At 72.9% G+C, this 16,133-nt stretch carries 13 protein-coding genes; 5 read left to right on the plus strand and 8 right to left on the minus strand.

Annotated elements, in window-relative coordinates:
* Positions 1-183: 183 nt before the first annotated feature.
* Positions 184-2,142 (plus strand): acyl-CoA dehydrogenase family protein, encoded by a 1,959-nt coding sequence (locus tag ABZ249_RS17650; protein ID WP_355263705.1) that lies wholly within the window; start codon positions 184-186, stop codon positions 2,140-2,142.
* 38 nt (positions 2,143-2,180) lie between these two features.
* On the plus strand, positions 2,181-3,407 hold the full coding sequence (locus tag ABZ249_RS17655) for a crosslink repair DNA glycosylase YcaQ family protein (RefSeq protein ID WP_355263708.1): 1,227 nt from the start codon (positions 2,181-2,183) through the stop codon (positions 3,405-3,407).
* Positions 3,408-3,458: 51 nt separating this feature from the next.
* Here ABZ249_RS17655 and ABZ249_RS17660 read toward each other — a convergent pair whose 3' ends face one another.
* Complete coding sequence (locus ABZ249_RS17660; protein WP_355263711.1) at positions 3,459-4,601, minus strand: acetyl-CoA C-acetyltransferase; 1,143 nt, start codon at positions 4,599-4,601, stop codon at positions 3,459-3,461.
* Positions 4,602-4,750: 149 nt separating this feature from the next.
* Between ABZ249_RS17660 and ABZ249_RS17665 the strand changes: the two genes are divergently transcribed.
* Entirely contained in the window at positions 4,751-5,044 is a 294-nt protein-coding gene (locus tag ABZ249_RS17665; RefSeq protein ID WP_355263714.1) for a hypothetical protein, read from the plus strand.
* A 181-nt stretch (positions 5,045-5,225) separates the two neighbouring features.
* Here ABZ249_RS17665 and ABZ249_RS17670 read toward each other — a convergent pair whose 3' ends face one another.
* Positions 5,226-7,253 (minus strand): MDR family MFS transporter, encoded by a 2,028-nt coding sequence (locus ABZ249_RS17670; RefSeq protein ID WP_355263717.1) that lies wholly within the window; start codon positions 7,251-7,253, stop codon positions 5,226-5,228.
* A 178-nt stretch (positions 7,254-7,431) separates the two neighbouring features.
* Between ABZ249_RS17670 and ABZ249_RS17675 the strand changes: the two genes are divergently transcribed.
* Entirely contained in the window at positions 7,432-8,574 is a 1,143-nt protein-coding gene (locus ABZ249_RS17675) for an acyl-CoA dehydrogenase family protein (protein ID WP_355263720.1), read from the plus strand.
* A 35-nt stretch (positions 8,575-8,609) separates the two neighbouring features.
* Positions 8,610-8,777 (plus strand): hypothetical protein, encoded by a 168-nt coding sequence (locus ABZ249_RS17680; protein ID WP_220564742.1) that lies wholly within the window; start codon positions 8,610-8,612, stop codon positions 8,775-8,777.
* A gap of 52 nt (positions 8,778-8,829) precedes the next feature.
* Here the strand turns inward: ABZ249_RS17680 and ABZ249_RS17685 are convergent, their stop codons facing one another.
* From ABZ249_RS17685 to ABZ249_RS17710, 6 genes are all read right to left on the minus strand, one after another.
* Entirely contained in the window at positions 8,830-10,071 is a 1,242-nt protein-coding gene (locus ABZ249_RS17685) for a cation:proton antiporter (protein WP_355263724.1), read from the minus strand.
* Positions 10,072-10,153: 82 nt separating this feature from the next.
* Positions 10,154-10,918 (minus strand): NPP1 family protein, encoded by a 765-nt coding sequence (locus ABZ249_RS17690; protein ID WP_355263727.1) that lies wholly within the window; start codon positions 10,916-10,918, stop codon positions 10,154-10,156.
* A 222-nt stretch (positions 10,919-11,140) separates the two neighbouring features.
* A complete protein-coding gene (locus ABZ249_RS17695) occupies positions 11,141-11,923 on the minus strand; it encodes an amino acid ABC transporter ATP-binding protein (protein ID WP_355263730.1) in 783 nt (260 codons plus the stop codon).
* Complete coding sequence (locus ABZ249_RS17700; RefSeq protein WP_355263733.1) at positions 11,920-12,762, minus strand: amino acid ABC transporter permease; 843 nt, start codon at positions 12,760-12,762, stop codon at positions 11,920-11,922. The genes ABZ249_RS17695 and ABZ249_RS17700 overlap by 4 nt, the downstream gene beginning before the upstream one ends.
* A gap of 19 nt (positions 12,763-12,781) precedes the next feature.
* Positions 12,782-13,651 carry an ABC transporter substrate-binding protein gene (locus ABZ249_RS17705; protein WP_355263736.1) on the minus strand — a complete coding sequence of 290 codons (870 nt, stop codon included), beginning with the start codon at positions 13,649-13,651 and terminating at the stop codon, positions 12,782-12,784.
* A 121-nt stretch (positions 13,652-13,772) separates the two neighbouring features.
* Positions 13,773-16,049 (minus strand): SpoIIE family protein phosphatase, encoded by a 2,277-nt coding sequence (locus ABZ249_RS17710; protein ID WP_355263739.1) that lies wholly within the window; start codon positions 16,047-16,049, stop codon positions 13,773-13,775.
* Positions 16,050-16,133: the final 84 nt, after the last annotated feature.

Genomic DNA, 16,133 nt, shown 5'->3' on the forward strand with positions numbered 1-16,133 from the left:
TTGTTTCCGTCGCGCCCCGTAGGACGGCCGAGCGGGCTCCGAGGTTCGCATTTCGCCCAAGGTTTTTGCCCGGCCGCCGCGCCCCGGCACCGGGTCCGGTCCGCCGTGCGTCGGCGCGCCCGCCTCCGGGTAGTGCTGTGATACAGGCCACACCCAGACCCCTTCCAGGACGAGGTGACGACCATGTCCGCGGCCGATCCCGAAGCCCGAGCGCAGACCCCCGACCCCACCGCACCCGAGATCGACGAGCGCCGCGCCAGAGCGGTGGCCGAGCAGGCCCGCGAGGGCGCCTCGGACCTGCCCGGCTTCGCCAAGGAGCTGTACCTGGGCCGCCTGCGCCTGGACCTGATCCACCCGATGCCCGTCCCCGACCGGGAGGACGACGAGCGCGGCGACGCCTTCCTGGCCCGGCTGCGCGACTTCTGCGAGGGGATCGACGCCCAGCGCATCGAACGCGAGGAGCGCATCCCCGACGAGGTCGTGGCCGGACTGCGCGAGCTGGGCGCGCTGGGCATGAAGATCCCCGTCGAGTACGGCGGCCTGGGGCTGAGCCAGGTGCACTACAACCGCGCCCTCACCCTGGTCGGCTCGGTGTCCCCGGCGATCGGCGCCCTGCTGTCCGCCCACCAGTCGATCGGCGTGCCCCAGCCGGTGTCCATGTTCGGCACCCCGGCCCAGAAGCGGGAGTTCCTGCCGCGCTGCGCCCGCGACGCCATCAGCGCTTTCCTGCTCACCGAGCCCGACGTGGGCAGCGACCCCGCCCGGCTGCGGACCACCGCCGTGCCCACCGAGGACGGGACCGGCTACCGGATCGACGGGGTGAAGCTGTGGACCACCAACGGCGTCGTCGCCGACCTGCTGGTGGTCATGGCGCGGGTGCCGGAGGGGCCCGGGCACCGGGGCGGCATCACCGCGTTCGTGGTCGAGGGGGACTCCCCCGGGATCACCGTGGAGCGGCGCAACCGGTTCATGGGCCTGCGCGGGCTGGAGAACGGCGTCACCCGGCTGCACGACGTGCGGGTGCCGGCCGCCAACCGGATCGGCGAGAAGGGGCAGGGGCTGCGCATCGCCCTGTCCACACTCAACACGGGCCGGCTGTCCCTGCCCGCCCTGTGCGTGGGGGCCGGCAAGTGGGCGGTCGGGATCGCGCGCGAGTGGTCGCGCGAACGGGTCCAGTGGGGGCGGCCGGTCGGCCGGCACGAGGAGATCGCCAAGAAGATCTCCTACATCGCCGCCACCACCTACGCCATGGAGGCCATGCTCGACCTGGCGAGCAGGATGGCCGACGAGAAGCGCAAGGACATCCGCATCGAGGCGGCCATCGCCAAGCTGTGGGCGTCCGAGCACGCCTACCGGATCGCCGACGAACTGGTCCAGATCCGCGGCGGGCGCGGGTTCGAGACCGCCGAGTCGCTGGCCGCCCGCGGCGAGCGGGGGATCCCGGCCGAGCAGCTGCTGCGGGACCTGCGCATCAACCGGATCTTCGAGGGCAGCACGGAGATCATGCACCTGCTCATCGCCCGCGAGGCGGTGGACGCCCACCTGGCGGTGGCCGGGGACATCATCGACCCGGACGCGGACCGCGCGGCCAAGGCGCGGGCGCTGACCAGGGCGACCGGGTTCTACGCGGCCTGGCTGCCGACGCTGGCCGTGGGCCGGGGCCAGCTGCCGTCGGCGTACGTGGAGTTCGGGCCGCTGGCCGGGCACCTGCGGTACGTGGAGCGCGCCGCCCGCAGGCTGGCGCGGTCGACGTTCTACGGGATGACGCGCTGGCAGGGGAGGATGGAGGTCAAGCAGGGGTTCCTGGGCCGGGTGGTGGACATCGGCGCGGAACTGTTCGCGATGAGCGCGGCGGTGGTGCGGGCCCGGCACGACGCCGACACCCGGCCCGAGCGCGGCACGACGCCGCTGGAGCTCGCCGACGCCTTCTGCCGCCAGTCGCGGCTGCGGGTCGAGGCGCTGTTCGAGGGGCTGTGGTCCAACACCGACGACATCGACGGCAAGGTGGCCCGCCGGGTCATGGACGACTCCTACACCTGGCTGGAGGAGGGCGTGCTCGACCCGTCGCTGCCCGGACCGCTGATCGCCCCGGCCGGGCCGGGACCCTCCCGGGAGAAGGACCTGCACCGGCGGATGGGCTGAGGCGCGGATTGTCGGCGGCGGGGGCTACCGTGTTCGGCATGCCCGAACCGCACCCCCGCCGCGACGCGGAACTGTCCCTGTCCCAGGCCCGCCGGATCGCGATCGCCGCCCAGGGGCTGGCAGGCCCCCGGCCCGCGGGCACCCCGAACCTGGGCCACCTGGGCCGGGTGGTGGGCCGCCTGGGGATCATCCAGATCGACAGCGTGAACGTGCTGGCCCGCAGCCAGTACCTGCCGGTGTTCGCCCGGCTGGGCGGCTACGACACCGCGCTGCTGGACCGGGCGGCCACCACCGCGGCCAAGGCGAGCCCGGCCCGCCTGGTCGAGTGCTGGGCGCACGAGGCGAGCCTGGTCCCCCCGGCCACCCGGCAGCTCATGCGGTACCGCATGGAGCGCAACCGGGCCCGGGCCGACGTGGGGTGGATGAACAACGTCCATGTGGAGAAGCCGCAGCTCATCAAGGCGGTGCACGAGGAGGTCGCGCGGATCGGCCCGGCCACCGCCCGCGAGGTGGAGGCCGCCCTCGCCCACGACGTGCCGCGCGCCAAGGACCACTGGGGCTGGAACTGGTCGGAGGTGAAGAAGTGCCTGGAGTACCTGTTCTGGGTCGGTGACCTCACCTCCAACGGCCGCAACTCCCAGTTCGAGCGCCGCTACGACCTGCCCGAGCGGGTGCTGCCGCCCGAGGTGCACGCCGCGCCCCTGGCGGACGACGCGGACGCCCACCGGCAGCTGGTGGCCATCGCCGCCCGCGCGCACGGGATCGCCACCGAGCCCTGCCTGCGCGACTACTTCCGGCTCAAGAGCGCGGAGTCGCGCCCGGCCGTCGCCGACCTGGTGGAGTCCGGCGAGCTGGTCCCGGTCCGGGTCCGGGGCTGGGACCGCACCGCCTACCTGCACCGGGACGCCCGGGTGCCGCGCAGGGTGGAGGCGCGGGCGCTGCTGAGCCCGTTCGACTCCCTGGTGTGGACCCGCGACCGGGCCGAGGAGCTGTTCGGCTTCCGGTACCGCATCGAGATCTACACCCCGGCCGCCAAGCGGGTGCACGGCTACTACGTGCTGCCGTTCCTGCTCGGCGAGGACCTGGTGGCCCGCGTCGACCTCAAGGCCGACCGCGCCTCGGGCACCCTGCTCGCCCAGCGGATCACGCTGGAGGACGGCGCCCCGGACGACACCCTGCCGCAGCTGGTGGAGCACCTGGCCGAGATGGCCGCCTGGCTCGGCCTCCCCAACGGCCCCGGCGGCCCGGCCCTGGCCCGCCGCTGAAACGGGAGGGCCGCGCGGCCCCGGAGGGGCGGCGCGGCCCGGGGGCGCGGGTCAGACGCGTTCGATGATGGTGACGTTGGCCTGGCCGCCGCCCTCGCACATGGTCTGGAGGCCGTAGCGGCCGCCGGTGCGGTGCAGCTCGTTGACGAGCTTGGTCATGAGGACGGCGCCGGTGGCGCCCAGCGGGTGGCCCAGGGCGATGGCACCGCCGTTGGGGTTGACCTTGGCCGGGTCGGCGCCCAGCTCCTCGATCCAGGACAGCGGGACCGGGGCGAAGGCCTCGTTGATCTCGGTGACGTCGATGTCGTCGATGCCCAGGCCCGCCTTCTCCAGGGCGATCCGCGTGGCCGGGATCGGGGCGGTGAGCATGTAGACCGGGTCGTCGCCGACCAGGGAGAGCTGGACGATGCGGGCCAGCGGGGTGAGCCCGTGCTGCGCCACGGCGCGCTCGGAGGCGATGAGCACGGCGCCGGCGCCCACGGAGATCTGGCTGGCCACGGCGGCGGTGAGCTCCCAGCCCTCGCGCAGCGGCTTCAGGCCGGCCATCTTCTCCAGGGTGGTGTCGGGGCGCACGCCCTCGTCCCGGGTGACGCCCGCCAGCGGGGCGGTCTGGGCGTCGAAGTAGCCCTCGTCCAGGGCCTTGGCGGCGCGCCGGTGGCTCTCCAGGGCGTACTCCTCCAGCTGCTCGCGCTTGAAGCCCCACTTCTCGCACATGAGCTGGGCGCCGCGGAACTGCGAGATCTCCTGGAGGCCGTAGCGCTCGACCCAGCCGTCGCCGTACAGGCCCAGGCCGTTGTCGATGGCGTACTGGACGTTGGAGCCCATGGGGACCATGCCCATGTTCTCGACGCCGGAGGCCACGACCAGGTCCTGGGTGCCGGACATGACGCCCTGGGCGGCGAAGTGGACGGCCTGCTGGGAGGAGCCGCACTGGCGGTCGATGGTGACGCCGGGGACGCTCTCGGGCAGCCCGGCGGACAGCCAGGAGGTGCGGGCCAGGTCCAGGGCCTGCGGGCCGACCTGGCTCACACAGCCCATGATGACGTCCTCGACCGCGGACGGGTCGACGCCCGTGCGCTCGACGAGCTCCTTGAGCACGTGAGCGCCGAGGTCGGCGGGGTGGACGGCGGCCAGCGCGCCCTTCCTCGTACCGACGGGGGTGCGGACGGCGCCGACGATGTATGCCTCGGCCACGGGTCCTCCAAGGGCCTGGGTGACGTTTCCTGTGAACCGAACTGTATTCGGTTTTGTGGATCCGGCAAGACCCCGGCCCCCCTTCACCGCCCGTTTCCCCTTCTGTTCACCCCGGTGTGCTGCCCTGGGACGGACGAGAGGAGACGCCGATGAGCGGGGTCGCCATGGCCCTCGGCGCGGTCGCGGGCACGGTGCTGTTCTTCCTCACCTTCGCCTCCGGGCGCCGCGCCCTGGCCTGGGCCGCGGGCGGCGGCGCGCTCGCCGCAGGGGTCTGGGCCGCCCGCCTTCTGGGGCAGGCGCCGCTGTGGGCCCTGCTGCTCACGGCGGCCGTCCCCGTGCTCCTGTGGAGCTGGCTCCACCTGGCCTCCCGCTGGGCGGACGCCGACGAGGAGGCCGCCCGCTACTACCCCGAGCTCACCGCCCCCGGCACCGACGGCGACTAGGGCGTGTTCGGAGGATCATTCCGGGTCGCGGCCGCGGGGCCGCCTCTCGCCGCGCCGCCTGCGCTCGGACGGCCGAACCCGGACTGACCCGCGCCGGCCGTCCTGCGAGAGATCGCCACGCGGCCGCTCCCGGCATTCGACGCGAGCGCCGAAACGCTCGAAGGCATCCACCGGACACGCCCTAGGACAGGCGGTCCTCGCGGACCACGCGGCCCGCGTCACCCTCGTCGCCGAGCGTCTCGGCGGTCATCCGCTCCAGCGCGGCCACCACCTCCGGGTGCCGCTCCGCGTCGTAGTCGTCGAGCAGGGAGCGCAGCGCCTCCCGCTGGGCCTCGAAGACGCGGCGGGCGGCCGCCTCCCCCTCGGGGCTCAGCTCCCAGGGCTCGCCCTCCCCGGCGAGGTGGCCCGCCTCCAGCAGCTCCCGGTGGACCGCCTCCCAGCGGTCGTCGGGCAGGTGGGACATCTCCACCAGCTCGGACACCCGCAGCGGCCCGGTGACCGCCAGGTGGCTCAGCGTCCAGCAGGCGCGGGGCGAGATCTCCAGCCCCGCGGCGCCGCGCAGCCGGGTGTACATCTCCCGCGCCCCCTCGTGGCCGCAGGCCCGGTAGATCTCCCGCTCGACGGCCTCCAGGGCGGTGCGCCCGCCCGAGGCCACCGGCGGGATGGACTCCCCCAGGTCGGCGGACTGCGACCCGACCGTGGTGCGCAGCGGCACCTCGGGCAGGAACACGGCGAGCACCAGCCCGACCAGCGCCACCGGCACCGCCCACAGGAACACGACGTCGATGGCGTCGGCGTAGGCCTGGAGGAACATGGCCTGCGTCTGCGCGGGCAGCGCGTCCAGGGCCCGCGGGTCGCTCTCCAGGGCGGCCGGGTCCACGCCCGCGGGCAGCGTCATCTCCCCGGCGCGGGCCGCCAGGTTCGCGGCCAGCTGCCCGGAGAAGACCGCGCCGAACACCGCCGTGCCGAACGATCCGCCGATGGACCGGAAGAACGTGGCGGCCGAGGTGGCCGCGCCCAGGTCGGCGTAGTCGGCGCCGTTCTGCACGACCACCACCACGACCTGCATGACCAGTCCCAGGCCCACCCCCAGGACGAAGAACGAGCCCCACATCTGCCACTCGGACGTGTCCGGCCCCAGCCGCGACAGCAGGAACAGCCCCACCGAGGTCACCGCCATCCCGGCGATGGGGTAGGGCTTGTACCGGCCGGTGCGGGTGACCAGCCGCCCGGAGGTGATCGAGGTCAGGAACAGCCCGACCACCATCGGCAGCAGGAACAGCCCCGAGGCGGTGGGCGACTGGCCGTGCACGACCTGGAGGAACAGCGGCAGGAACGCCATCGAGCCCATCATCGCGAACCCGACGCACAGGCCGATGCCCATGGCGATCACCACGACGGGGTTGCGGAACAGCCCCAGCGGCATCACCGGCTCGGCCGCGCGGCGGGCCGACAGCCACCAGCCGAACCCGAGCGCGACGCCGGCCAAGGCCAGCACGACGATCTGCGGCGACGCCCAGTCGTAGACGGCGCCGCCCCAGGAGGCGACCAGGGTGAGGCACACGGCGGTGGCGGCCAGCAGCACGATCCCGGCGTAGTCGATGGTCCGCCTGCCGGCGGGCCGGGTGGCGGGGAGCACCGCCAGGACGGCGGCGAACGCCAGCACGCCCAGCGGCAGGTTGACGTAGAACACCCACCGCCAGGACAGGTGGTCGACGAACAGCCCGCCCAGCAGCGGCCCGGCCACGCTGGAGACGCCGAAGACCGCCCCGAACCACCCCTGGTAGCGGCCGCGCTCGCGCGGGGAGACGACGTCGCCCACGATCGCCATGGACAGCACCATCAGCCCGCCGCCGCCGATGCCCTGGAGGCCGCGGAAGAGGATCAGCTGGAGCATGTCCTGGGCCAGGCCGCACAGCGCCGACCCGGCCAGGAACACGGCGATGCACACCAGGAACAGCGTCTTGCGGCCGAACTGGTCGCCGAGCTTGCCCCACAGCGGGGTGCTGGCGGTGACCGCGAGCAGGTAGGAGGTGATCACCCAGGACAGGTGGTTGAGGCCGCCCAGGTCGGAGACGATGGTCGGCAGCGCCGTGGACACGATCGTCTGGTCGAGCGCGGACAGCAGCACCGTGAGCATGAGCGCGGCCATGATCACCGCGATCCGTCCGCCCCGGTGCTCGCGCCGTTCCCTGCGGGTCTGGGCCATCGGCTCCGCCTTCCGTGTGCCGGTGCGGCCACCCTAGGAAGGGACGCAGGGCGCGAAAGGCGCGAAACACCCGGGAGGACGGGAACTTTGCCGCCGCTTGGACCCCCCTCTTCTAAACCGAATTCGATTCGGTTACTGTGGCGGCAACCGTGATCCACGACACCCTCGGAGCTGAAGCATGAAGCGGGAACTCTTCGACGCCGACCACGACCTCTTCCGCGAGGCCGTGGCCGAGTTCCTCAAGCGGGAGGTCGCGCCCTTCCACGACCAGTGGGAGAAGGACGGCATCGTCCCCCGCGAGGTCTGGCTCAGGGCGGGCGAGGTCGGCCTGCTCGGGCACGGCGTCCCCGAGGAGTACGGCGGCACCGGCCTGAAGGACTACCGCTACAACGTCGTCGTCAACGAGGAGGTGTGCCGGGCCCACGCCAGCGGCCTGGGCGTCACCCTCCAGAACGACGTCATCGCCCCCTACCTCGTCGACCTCACCGACGACGAGCAGAAGCGGCGCTGGCTGCCCGGCTTCGCCAGCGGCGAGATCATCACGGCCATCGCCATGACCGAGCCCGGCACCGGCAGCGACCTCCAGGGCATCCGCACCTCCGCGGTCCGCGACGGCGACGAGTGGGTCATCAACGGTTCCAAGACCTTCATCACCAACGGCATCAACGCCGACCTGGTCATCGTGGTCTGCCAGACCGACCCCGGGGCCGGGGCGCAGGGCTTCTCCCTCATCGTGGTCGAGCGCGGCACCCCGGGCTTCGAGCGGGGCCGCAACCTCGACAAGATCGGCATGAAGGCGCAGGACACCGCCGAGCTGTCCTTCCAGGACGTGCGGGTCCCGGCGGCCAACCTCATCGGCCAGGAGGGCCAGGGGTTCATCCACCTGCTCCAGAACCTGCCCCAGGAGCGGCTGTCCATCGCCGTCTGCGCGACGGCCTCCGCCGAGTACATGCTCCGGCACACCATCGAGTACTGCCGGGAGCGCACCGCCTTCGGCCGCCCTATCGGGCGGTTCCAGAACACCCGTTTCGTCCTGGCCGAGTTGGCGACCGAGGTCGACATCGCCCGCACCTACGTGGACCGGGCGGTGACCCTGCTCGACCGGGGCGAACTCACCGTCGAGGACGCCGCCATGGCCAAGTGGTGGACCACGGAGCTGTGCAACAAGGTGATGGACCGTTGCCTGCAGCTTCACGGCGGGTACGGGTACATGATGGAATACCCGGTGGCACGGGCCTGGCAGGACACCCGCGTGCAGACGATCTACGGTGGCACCACCGAGATCATGAAGGAGATCGTGGGGCGCGGCCTGGGCCTGTGACCGGACCACCCCCGTCCAGAAGGGTCGAGTAGGTCATGAGCGGTGCGTGGGACGGCCTCATCGTCATGGGCCTGCTGGTCGTGCTGCTCGTCATCGGCGTGCGCAAGCTGCGGCCCAGGGTCCACATCCCCTGGAAGACCAGCGCGATCGTGGTCTTCTTCGTCTTCATGTGCCTGATGCTGTGGGCCTGGTCCTGGCGCTGAGCGCTCCGGCGGGGTTCCCGGGCCCCGGAAGGGGTGTCTGGCCCGGGCCGGGTCAGTAGTCCTCCTCCTCTTCCTCCTCGCGGCGCCGGGTCGCGGGGTCCGCGGGCCCCGCGCCCGTGGCCCGGCGCAGCAGGGCACCGCCCGCCTGGGGCAGGATCAGGACGCTGAGCATCCCGGCCGCCACGATGGCCGCGGCGTGGGCGCCGTCCAGCGCGCCGTCGCGGGTGCCGATGGTGGTCAGGACCGTGAGCAGCGGCAGGGCGGTGGCCGAGAACAGCACCAGCGCGGGGCGCTGGTCGTCGGGGACGTCCCCGCGCGAGAACACGTATTCGGGCCCGCCCCGGACCAGCAGGAACGCCGCCAGCAGCACCGGCAGGAGCAGCAGCAGGAGCGGCTGGGCCAGCAGCGAGGCCAGGTCGAAGCGCACCCCGGTGATCACGAAGAAGACGGGGATGAGGAACCCGAAGCCGATGGCGTCCATCTTGGCCTCCACCTGCTCCGCCTCCTCCCCGTGGTTGATGGTGATCATGAGCTTGATGACGACCCCCGCCGCGAACGACCCGAGCAGGGCGTCCAGTTGCAGGGCGGACGCCACCCAGACCAGCGCCACGATCACCACCATGCACAGGCGGACCGCCACCTGGGCGCTGGAGCCCAGGGTCGCCCGGATCAGGCGCGCCCACCGCTCCGAACGCGGCCGGGTGGCCGCCCAGGCGCACGCCCCGGCCAGGGCGAAGAAGACGGCCAGCAGCAGGGTGCCCTGCCAGGGCCGGTAACCGCTGAGCAGCAGGGCGATCAGCACGATCGGCCCGAACTCGCCCACCGAGCCCGAGGCCAGGAACCGGGTGCCGAACGCCCCGCCCAGCGCCCCGGAGTCGCGCAGGATCGGCAGGACCGTGCCCAGGGCGGTCGTGGTCAGCGCCAGGCCCACGATCAGCGCGGTCCGGGACGCCCCGAACACCGCCCAGCCCAGGCCCAGCCCCAGGGCGACCGAGCAGGCCCAGGCCAGCAGGGCCCGGTTCAGCGGCCTGCCCTTGATCCGCCGGAAGTCGATCTCGTACCCGGCCATGAACATCAGCAGGGCCAGGCCGAGGTCGGCCAGCAGGGTGATCGTCTCGTTCTCCTCGACCAGGCCCAGCACCGAGGGCCCGAGCACGATCCCGAAGCCGATCTCCAGCACCACCGAGGGCACGATCACCCACCGCGCCAGCCGGTCGCCGAGCAGCGGGGCCAGCAGGGCCGCCACCAGCAGGGCCAGGAGCATGCCCATCGTGCCGAGTTCCACGCCGTCCATGTCCCCCCGATCCCCGGGCCCCCGTGCCCCGGACGTGGGAACACTACGTCCGGGGCGGCCCGGGACGGCGGGGACACGCCCGCTACCCCCAGGGGTCGAAGTCGATGCCCGCGGGTTCGGCCCTGGCCAGCGCGCCCGGGAACGAGCCGTCCCTCAGGTCGAGCTGGGCGCTGCCGAAGTCGGCGGAGGCCAGGATGTCGCGGATGCCGGGCGGGAAGTGGTCCCAGCCGACCAGGTCCGGGTACTGCCAGACGCCGTAGTGGTTCTCCGGCGGGTCGTCGTGCCCGGCGGCGAACCGGAAGGCGTGGGTGGACGCGCCGTCCTTGTGGTAGACGATCTTGGGGTGGGTGCCCTCCCAGAGCACGCGGTCGGCCGGGCGGGTGTCGTAGTCGCCGTGGGCCGACGCGGACACGTAGCGGGCCTGGCCGCCGAACACCCACACCACGACGTGCTCCAGGTCGTGCCGGTGGCCGCAGCAGCCCGGCAGCACCTGGTCCTTCTCGAAGTACAGCGCGTACATGTACGCGCACCAGCCGCTGGGATCGCACTTGGACCGGGAGTAGGAGTTGGTGTTGTCCAGGTCGGACCGGTCGCGGCAGTTCCCGTTGAGGGCGCCGGTGGTGTTCAGGCCGCCGTTGAGGGTGCCGTCCGGGCCGATGGCGGGGGTCGGGTAGCAGCCGTCGGTGTCGTAGTCGAAGGCCGGCTGCCACCGGCCCTCCTCCGCGGTGTGGGCGGCGGGCAGCGCCGCCGGGGGCGCGGCCAGGGCGATACCGGGGGTGACGAGGACGAGTGCGGCGGCCAGGGCCAGGGCCCGGCGCGCCATGCGGGAGGGTGCGCGTTGCGGCAAGGGGGTCTCCTCTCGGTGTCCGGCACAGGGGGCGTGCCGACGACCGGAACGCCGCACGGGGGTCACGCGGTCACCCTGGGTGAGCACGCGGGGCGCGGGCCGTGCCGGTCGGAGTCGATGACACCAGGGCCGGCGCTCCCCGCGCAACGGGGGCAACGCGGAGTTCTCCGGGTGTTCGGAACCGGGGCGGAGTGTTCCCCGCGCGTTCGGCGCGGGGAACGTTCACAGGCGGCCGGAGTCGATGATCCGCTGGAGGAACCGCCGCGTGCGCGGCTCGCGCGGGTCGCCCAGCACCTGCTCGGGCGGCCCCTGCTCCAGGACGCGCCCGCCCTCCAGGAAGCACACCGTGTCGGCGACCTGGCGGGCGAACCCCATCTCGTGGGTGGCCAGCAGCATGGTCATGCCGTCCTCGCGCAGCCCCCGCACCAGGTCCAGCACCTCCCCCACCAGCTCGGGGTCCAGGGCGCTGGTGATCTCGTCCAGCAGGAGCAGCCGCGGCCCGTTGACCAGTGCCCGCACGATCGCCGCCCGCTGCTGCTGGCCGCCGGAGAGCCGGTCGGGGTACTCCCCCGCCTTGTCGGCCAGGCCCACCCGGTCCAGCAGCTCCCGCGCCTTCTCCTCGGCCTCCCGGCGCTCGCGCCGGTGCACCCGGCGCGGGGCCAGGGTGACGTTGTCCAGCACGGTCATGTGCGGGAACAGGTTGAACGACTGGAACACCATGCCGATCCGGCGGCGCACCCGGTCCGCGTCCACCCGCGGGTCGGTGATGTGCTCGCCGTCCAGGTGGATGGTCCCGTCGGTGACGGGCTCCAGCAGGTTGGCGCAGCGCAGCAGGGTGGACTTGCCCGAGCCGGAGGCGCCGATGAGCACCACCACGGCGTGTTCGGGCACGTCCAGGTCCAGCCCGTCCAGCACGGTGTCGCCGCGGAACTCCTTGCGCACCCCGCGCATGCGCAGCACCGGGGCGGGTCCCTCGATCCTGGCCGTCCGGTCCAGTTCGCTCACCGGGCCCCCTCCGCGGACTGGCGCCGCGCCGCCCGCAGCGTCACCTGGTCGGTGACCGCCACCAGCGGGACCGCCATGAGCACGAACAGCACCCCGGCGACGATGTACGGCGTGAAGTTGTAGGTCTGCGCGGTGGCGATCTGCGCGGCGCGGATCGCGTCGATGGGCCCGGCCAGCGAGATCAGGCCCACGTCCTTCTGGAGCGCCACCATGTCGTTGAGCAGCGGCGGCGACACCCGCCGCACCGCCTGGGGCAGCACCACCCAGCGCATCGCCTGCGTGTAGGTCAGGCCCAGGGACCGGGCCGCCGCGATCTGGCTGGGGTGCACCGACTCGATCCCGGCGCGGAACACCTCGGCGATGTAGGCGCCGTAGGTGACCACCAGCGCGATCCCGCCGAGCACCAGCACGCTCGGGGTGTTCTCCAGCCGCAGCCCGGGCACCCCGAACGCCATCAGGTACAGCACGATGATCAGCGGGGCGCCGCGGAAGCCGTAGGTGTAGGCGGTCGCCAGGGCCCGCAGCGGGAAGAACACCGGCCCCCGCAGGGTGCGCAGCACCGCGGCCAGCAGGCCGACGGCCAGCGCGCCCAGGGCGCAGAACACCAGCAGCCGCACGTTGAGCCACAGCCCGGTGAGCACCGCGGGCAGGGCCTCCGCCGCCACCTCGGGGTCGAAGAACGTGTCGCGCACCCTCTCCCAGCCGGGAGAGCCGACCACGACGGTCACCAGGACGGCGCCCAGCACTGCGGTGGAGACCGCGCCGACCAGCACCGAGCGAACGCTCTGGCGGCGGCGCAGCGCGGCCCTCTCCGCTTCCAGGGCACTGGGAACGTGCACGGGGACGTGTGCCGCCACGTCAGGCCAGCTCGGGGGCGTCCGCGGCCTCGGCCAGCCACTCCTGCTCCAGCTCGGCCAGGACCCCGCGCTCGCGCAGGGAGTCCAGGGCCCCGCTGACGCAGTCGGTCAGCGGCGAGTCCAGGTCCAGCACCAGGCCGAACTGCTCGGCGGCCTCCTCGGTGCGGGGCAGCTGCCCGACGATGACGGCGTCCTCCAGTTCGGCGGAGGTGATGTAGAACGCCGTGGGCAGGTCGAAGACGACCGCGTCCACCTGGCCGTTCTCCAGCGCCTGTTTGGCGTCGTCGTTGTTGTTGTAGACCAGCGGCTCGGTCCGCGGGTCCACGGTCTCCACCAGGGTGTCGTAGCTGGTGGTGCCGACCTGAGCGCCGATGGCCAGGCCGGCCAGGTCGTCGGTGGACTCCGCCTCGGCGGCCTCGGAGTCGGCCAGCGCCACGACGACCTGGCGGACGTCGTAGTAGGGGCTGGAGAAGTCGACGGCCCGCGCCCGCTCCTCGGTGATCGAGAACTGGTTGATGTCGAAGTCGAATTCCTTGGGGCCGGGCTGGATGGCGCTGTTGAACGCCACCGTCGTCCAGGCGACGTCCTCGGCGCTGTAGCCCAGTTCCAGGGCGACCGCGTAGGCGACGGCCGACTCGAAGCCCTCCCCGTTGGAGGGGTCGTCGTCCACGAACCACGGCGGGTAGGCGGGGCTGTCGGTGCCGATGGTGAGCACTCCCTCGGTGAGGGTGGGCAGGCCGTCGGGGGTGCACTCGACGGCGGCCCCACCGCCGGATCCGGGGTCGGCCTCGTCGGCCGGGGTGCAGGCGGTGGCCAGCAGGACGGCACCGGCGGCGACGGCGCCGAGCGCGGGCAGGTGGCGGGAGGTCATCGGCTCACTCCGCGGGGAGGGGGACGGGGAATGCCGTACAAATTACCTACCTCACCGGGGGTGAATCCAGGTCTTTTGCGTCACGGAACGCAGAGCGTCCGACCGGTCACCCGTCCGGGGGTCAGGCGAGGGGTTCGGCGTCCCCGTCCTCCACCGGCGCGTGCATGGGCATCTCGAACCAGACCGCCTTGCCGTCCGGGGTCGGCCGCGATCCCCAGCGGGTCGCCAGCTGCTCCACCAGGTACAGGCCCCGGCCGCCCTCGTCGTCCGCGGCGGCGCTGCGGATGCGCGGCAGGCGCAGGTCGTGGTCGAAGACCTCCACCCACACCCGGGAGGCGCCCTTGCGCAGGCGGAGCAGGAACTCCTTGTCGTCGTCCTGGGCGTCCGCCTCGTCGGCCTCGGCGACCTCGTCCAGCAGGTCGCTCCAGTCCTCGTCGAACTCGTCGAAGGCGGGAGTGCCGTCGAACGGCGTCTCGGAGTCGCGCACCCCGGTGTCGGTGAACTCGCGGTGCACCGGGTGCGGGGTGGCGTGGATGACGACGTTGGTGACGATCTCCGAGACCAGCAGGCAGGCCAGCTCCGACTGGTCCCGGTCCATCCCCCACTCCTTGAAGGTGTTGGCCGCCAGGTGGCGGGCCTCGCCCACGGTGGAGGCCTCGGAGGGGAACCAGCCCTCGCGCAGCGCCAGTTCGTCGGAGTCGGTGCGCACGACCAGCAGCGCGGTGTCGTCGTCCAGCTCGCCCGGAACGCTGTGCACCGCGGCCTCGGCGATCTGCTCCACGTCCTTGTCCGCGACCTCGGAGACCCGATCGGTGAGCCTGCGGAACGCCCGCTCGGGGTCCCGGGCGCCGCCGACGGGGGTCCGGTCGACCAGGCCGTCGGTGTACAGCAGCAGCGTGGCGCCGGTGGGCAGCCGCAGCTCCGCCTGGTGGTAGACGACGTCCTCGCCCGCGCCGGCCTTGGCCCGGGTGCCGAGCATGCGGTCGTTGACCTCCAGCTCCAGGGCCTCGACGGACTCGGAGGTGATCAGCAGCGGGGGCGCGTGCCCGGCGTTGGCGTAGGAGAGCTCGCGCGACCAGGCGTCGTAGACCATGTACAGGCAGCTGACGCTGGGGATCCAGGTGCCGCCGTCGACCGGGCGGCCCAGGCGGCGCACCCACTCGTCGAGCTCGCGCAGGATGTCGGCGGGTTCGCGGTCGGCCTGGGCGAAGGCCCGCAGGGCGGCGCGCAGCTGCCCCATGACGGCGGCGGCGTGCGGGCCGCGGCCCTCGACGTCGCCGATGACCAGGCCCACCCGGCCGGCCGAGAGCGGGATGACGTCGTAGAAGTCGCCGCCCACCTGTGTCTGGATGCCGTGGCCGTACGCCTGTGTGGGCCCGGCGGGCAGGTAGCGGGAGGCGATGGTGAGCCCGTCCTGGGGCGGGAAGTCGCTGGGCAGCAGGCTGTTCTGGAAGGCCAGGGCGGTGGTGCGCTCCTCCTCGAAGAGGCGGGCGTTGTCGATGGCCAGCGCGACGCGGGAGGCGATGGCGCCCACGAGGTCGCGGTCGAAGCCGCCGTAGGTGTTCTTCTGGCGCGGGGACAGTCCGGACAGGGCCAGGGTGAGCACTCCCAGGACCTCGCCGCGGGCGCGCAGCGGGGCGGCGATCGCGGAGGTGACGCCGACCTGCCGGGAGACCATGTCGGAGCGGCTGCTGGGGGAGTTCTCGAAGAGGTAGTCGCTGCTGACGACCGTCTCCAGCCGGCGCAGCGCCTGGGTCACGAAGTGGCGTTCGGGGTAGCGGACCTCGTCCCCGACGTCGAACCAGGTGTGGGGCGGCGGCGTCCACCCCTCGGCGTGCACCGAGACCCGTCTGACCAGCCGGTCCTGCTCGTAGAGGTCGATGAAGCAGTGGTCGGCGAACTGGGGCACCAGGATGCCCGCGACCCCGCGCACGGTGGAGTCGAACTCCAGGGAGCCGGCCAGCCGGCTGCCGATCCGCTCCAGCAGGCCGTACTGCTCCTCGACCCGGCCGCTGCGCAGCGCCTCGCGGGCGATGAGCGTGATGCCGTCGATCTCGCCGTCCTCGTTGCGCATCGGCACGGCCTGGGCGCGGACGTGGATCCAGGTGGAGTCGCCCTTGAGGACCGCGAACGTGCCCTCCCAGGGCTCGCCGCGCAGGACGCGGCGGGCCAGCTGGGAGGCGTGCTCGCGGTCGGACTCGTGGATGCCGATGTCCAGCAGGGAGAGCCCGACGTAGTCGCGGCCGCCGACGAAGCCGAAGAGCTCGCGTGCGAAGGGGTTCCAGTAGCGCAGCAGGCTGAACCGGTCGATGACGACGATGGCGATCTGCGCGCGGTCCACGACGGCGGCCGTGGCGAGCGCGTCGCCTTCGCGGAAGGGCTCACCCCACCGTGTCATCTAGCCGCCACCTCGCCGTCATGAACTGCAAGCATGCCCGCCCCGGATCACCCGAACGACCGCACCTTGCAGCGAGCGTAGCAA

It is taken from the genome of Nocardiopsis sp. NPDC006139, assembly GCF_040614155.1.
Classification (GTDB): domain Bacteria; phylum Actinomycetota; class Actinomycetes; order Streptosporangiales; family Streptosporangiaceae; genus Nocardiopsis; species Nocardiopsis changdeensis.

Coding starts and splice junctions, on each gene's coding strand:
- ABZ249_RS17650 (WP_355263705.1), top strand. CDS start 184: ATGTCCGCGGCCGATCCCGAAGCCCGAGCGCAGACCCCCGACCCCACC.
- ABZ249_RS17655 (WP_355263708.1), top strand. CDS start 2,181: ATGCCCGAACCGCACCCCCGCCGCGACGCGGAACTGTCCCTGTCCCAG.
- ABZ249_RS17665 (WP_355263714.1), top strand. CDS start 4,751: ATGAGCGGGGTCGCCATGGCCCTCGGCGCGGTCGCGGGCACGGTGCTG.
- ABZ249_RS17670 (WP_355263717.1), bottom strand. CDS start 7,253: ATGGCCCAGACCCGCAGGGAACGGCGCGAGCACCGGGGCGGACGGATC.
- ABZ249_RS17675 (WP_355263720.1), top strand. CDS start 7,432: ATGAAGCGGGAACTCTTCGACGCCGACCACGACCTCTTCCGCGAGGCC.
- ABZ249_RS17680 (WP_220564742.1), top strand. CDS start 8,610: ATGAGCGGTGCGTGGGACGGCCTCATCGTCATGGGCCTGCTGGTCGTG.
- ABZ249_RS17685 (WP_355263724.1), bottom strand. CDS start 10,071: ATGGACGGCGTGGAACTCGGCACGATGGGCATGCTCCTGGCCCTGCTG.
- ABZ249_RS17705 (WP_355263736.1), bottom strand. CDS start 13,651: ATGACCTCCCGCCACCTGCCCGCGCTCGGCGCCGTCGCCGCCGGTGCC.
- ABZ249_RS17710 (WP_355263739.1), bottom strand. CDS start 16,049: ATGACACGGTGGGGTGAGCCCTTCCGCGAAGGCGACGCGCTCGCCACG.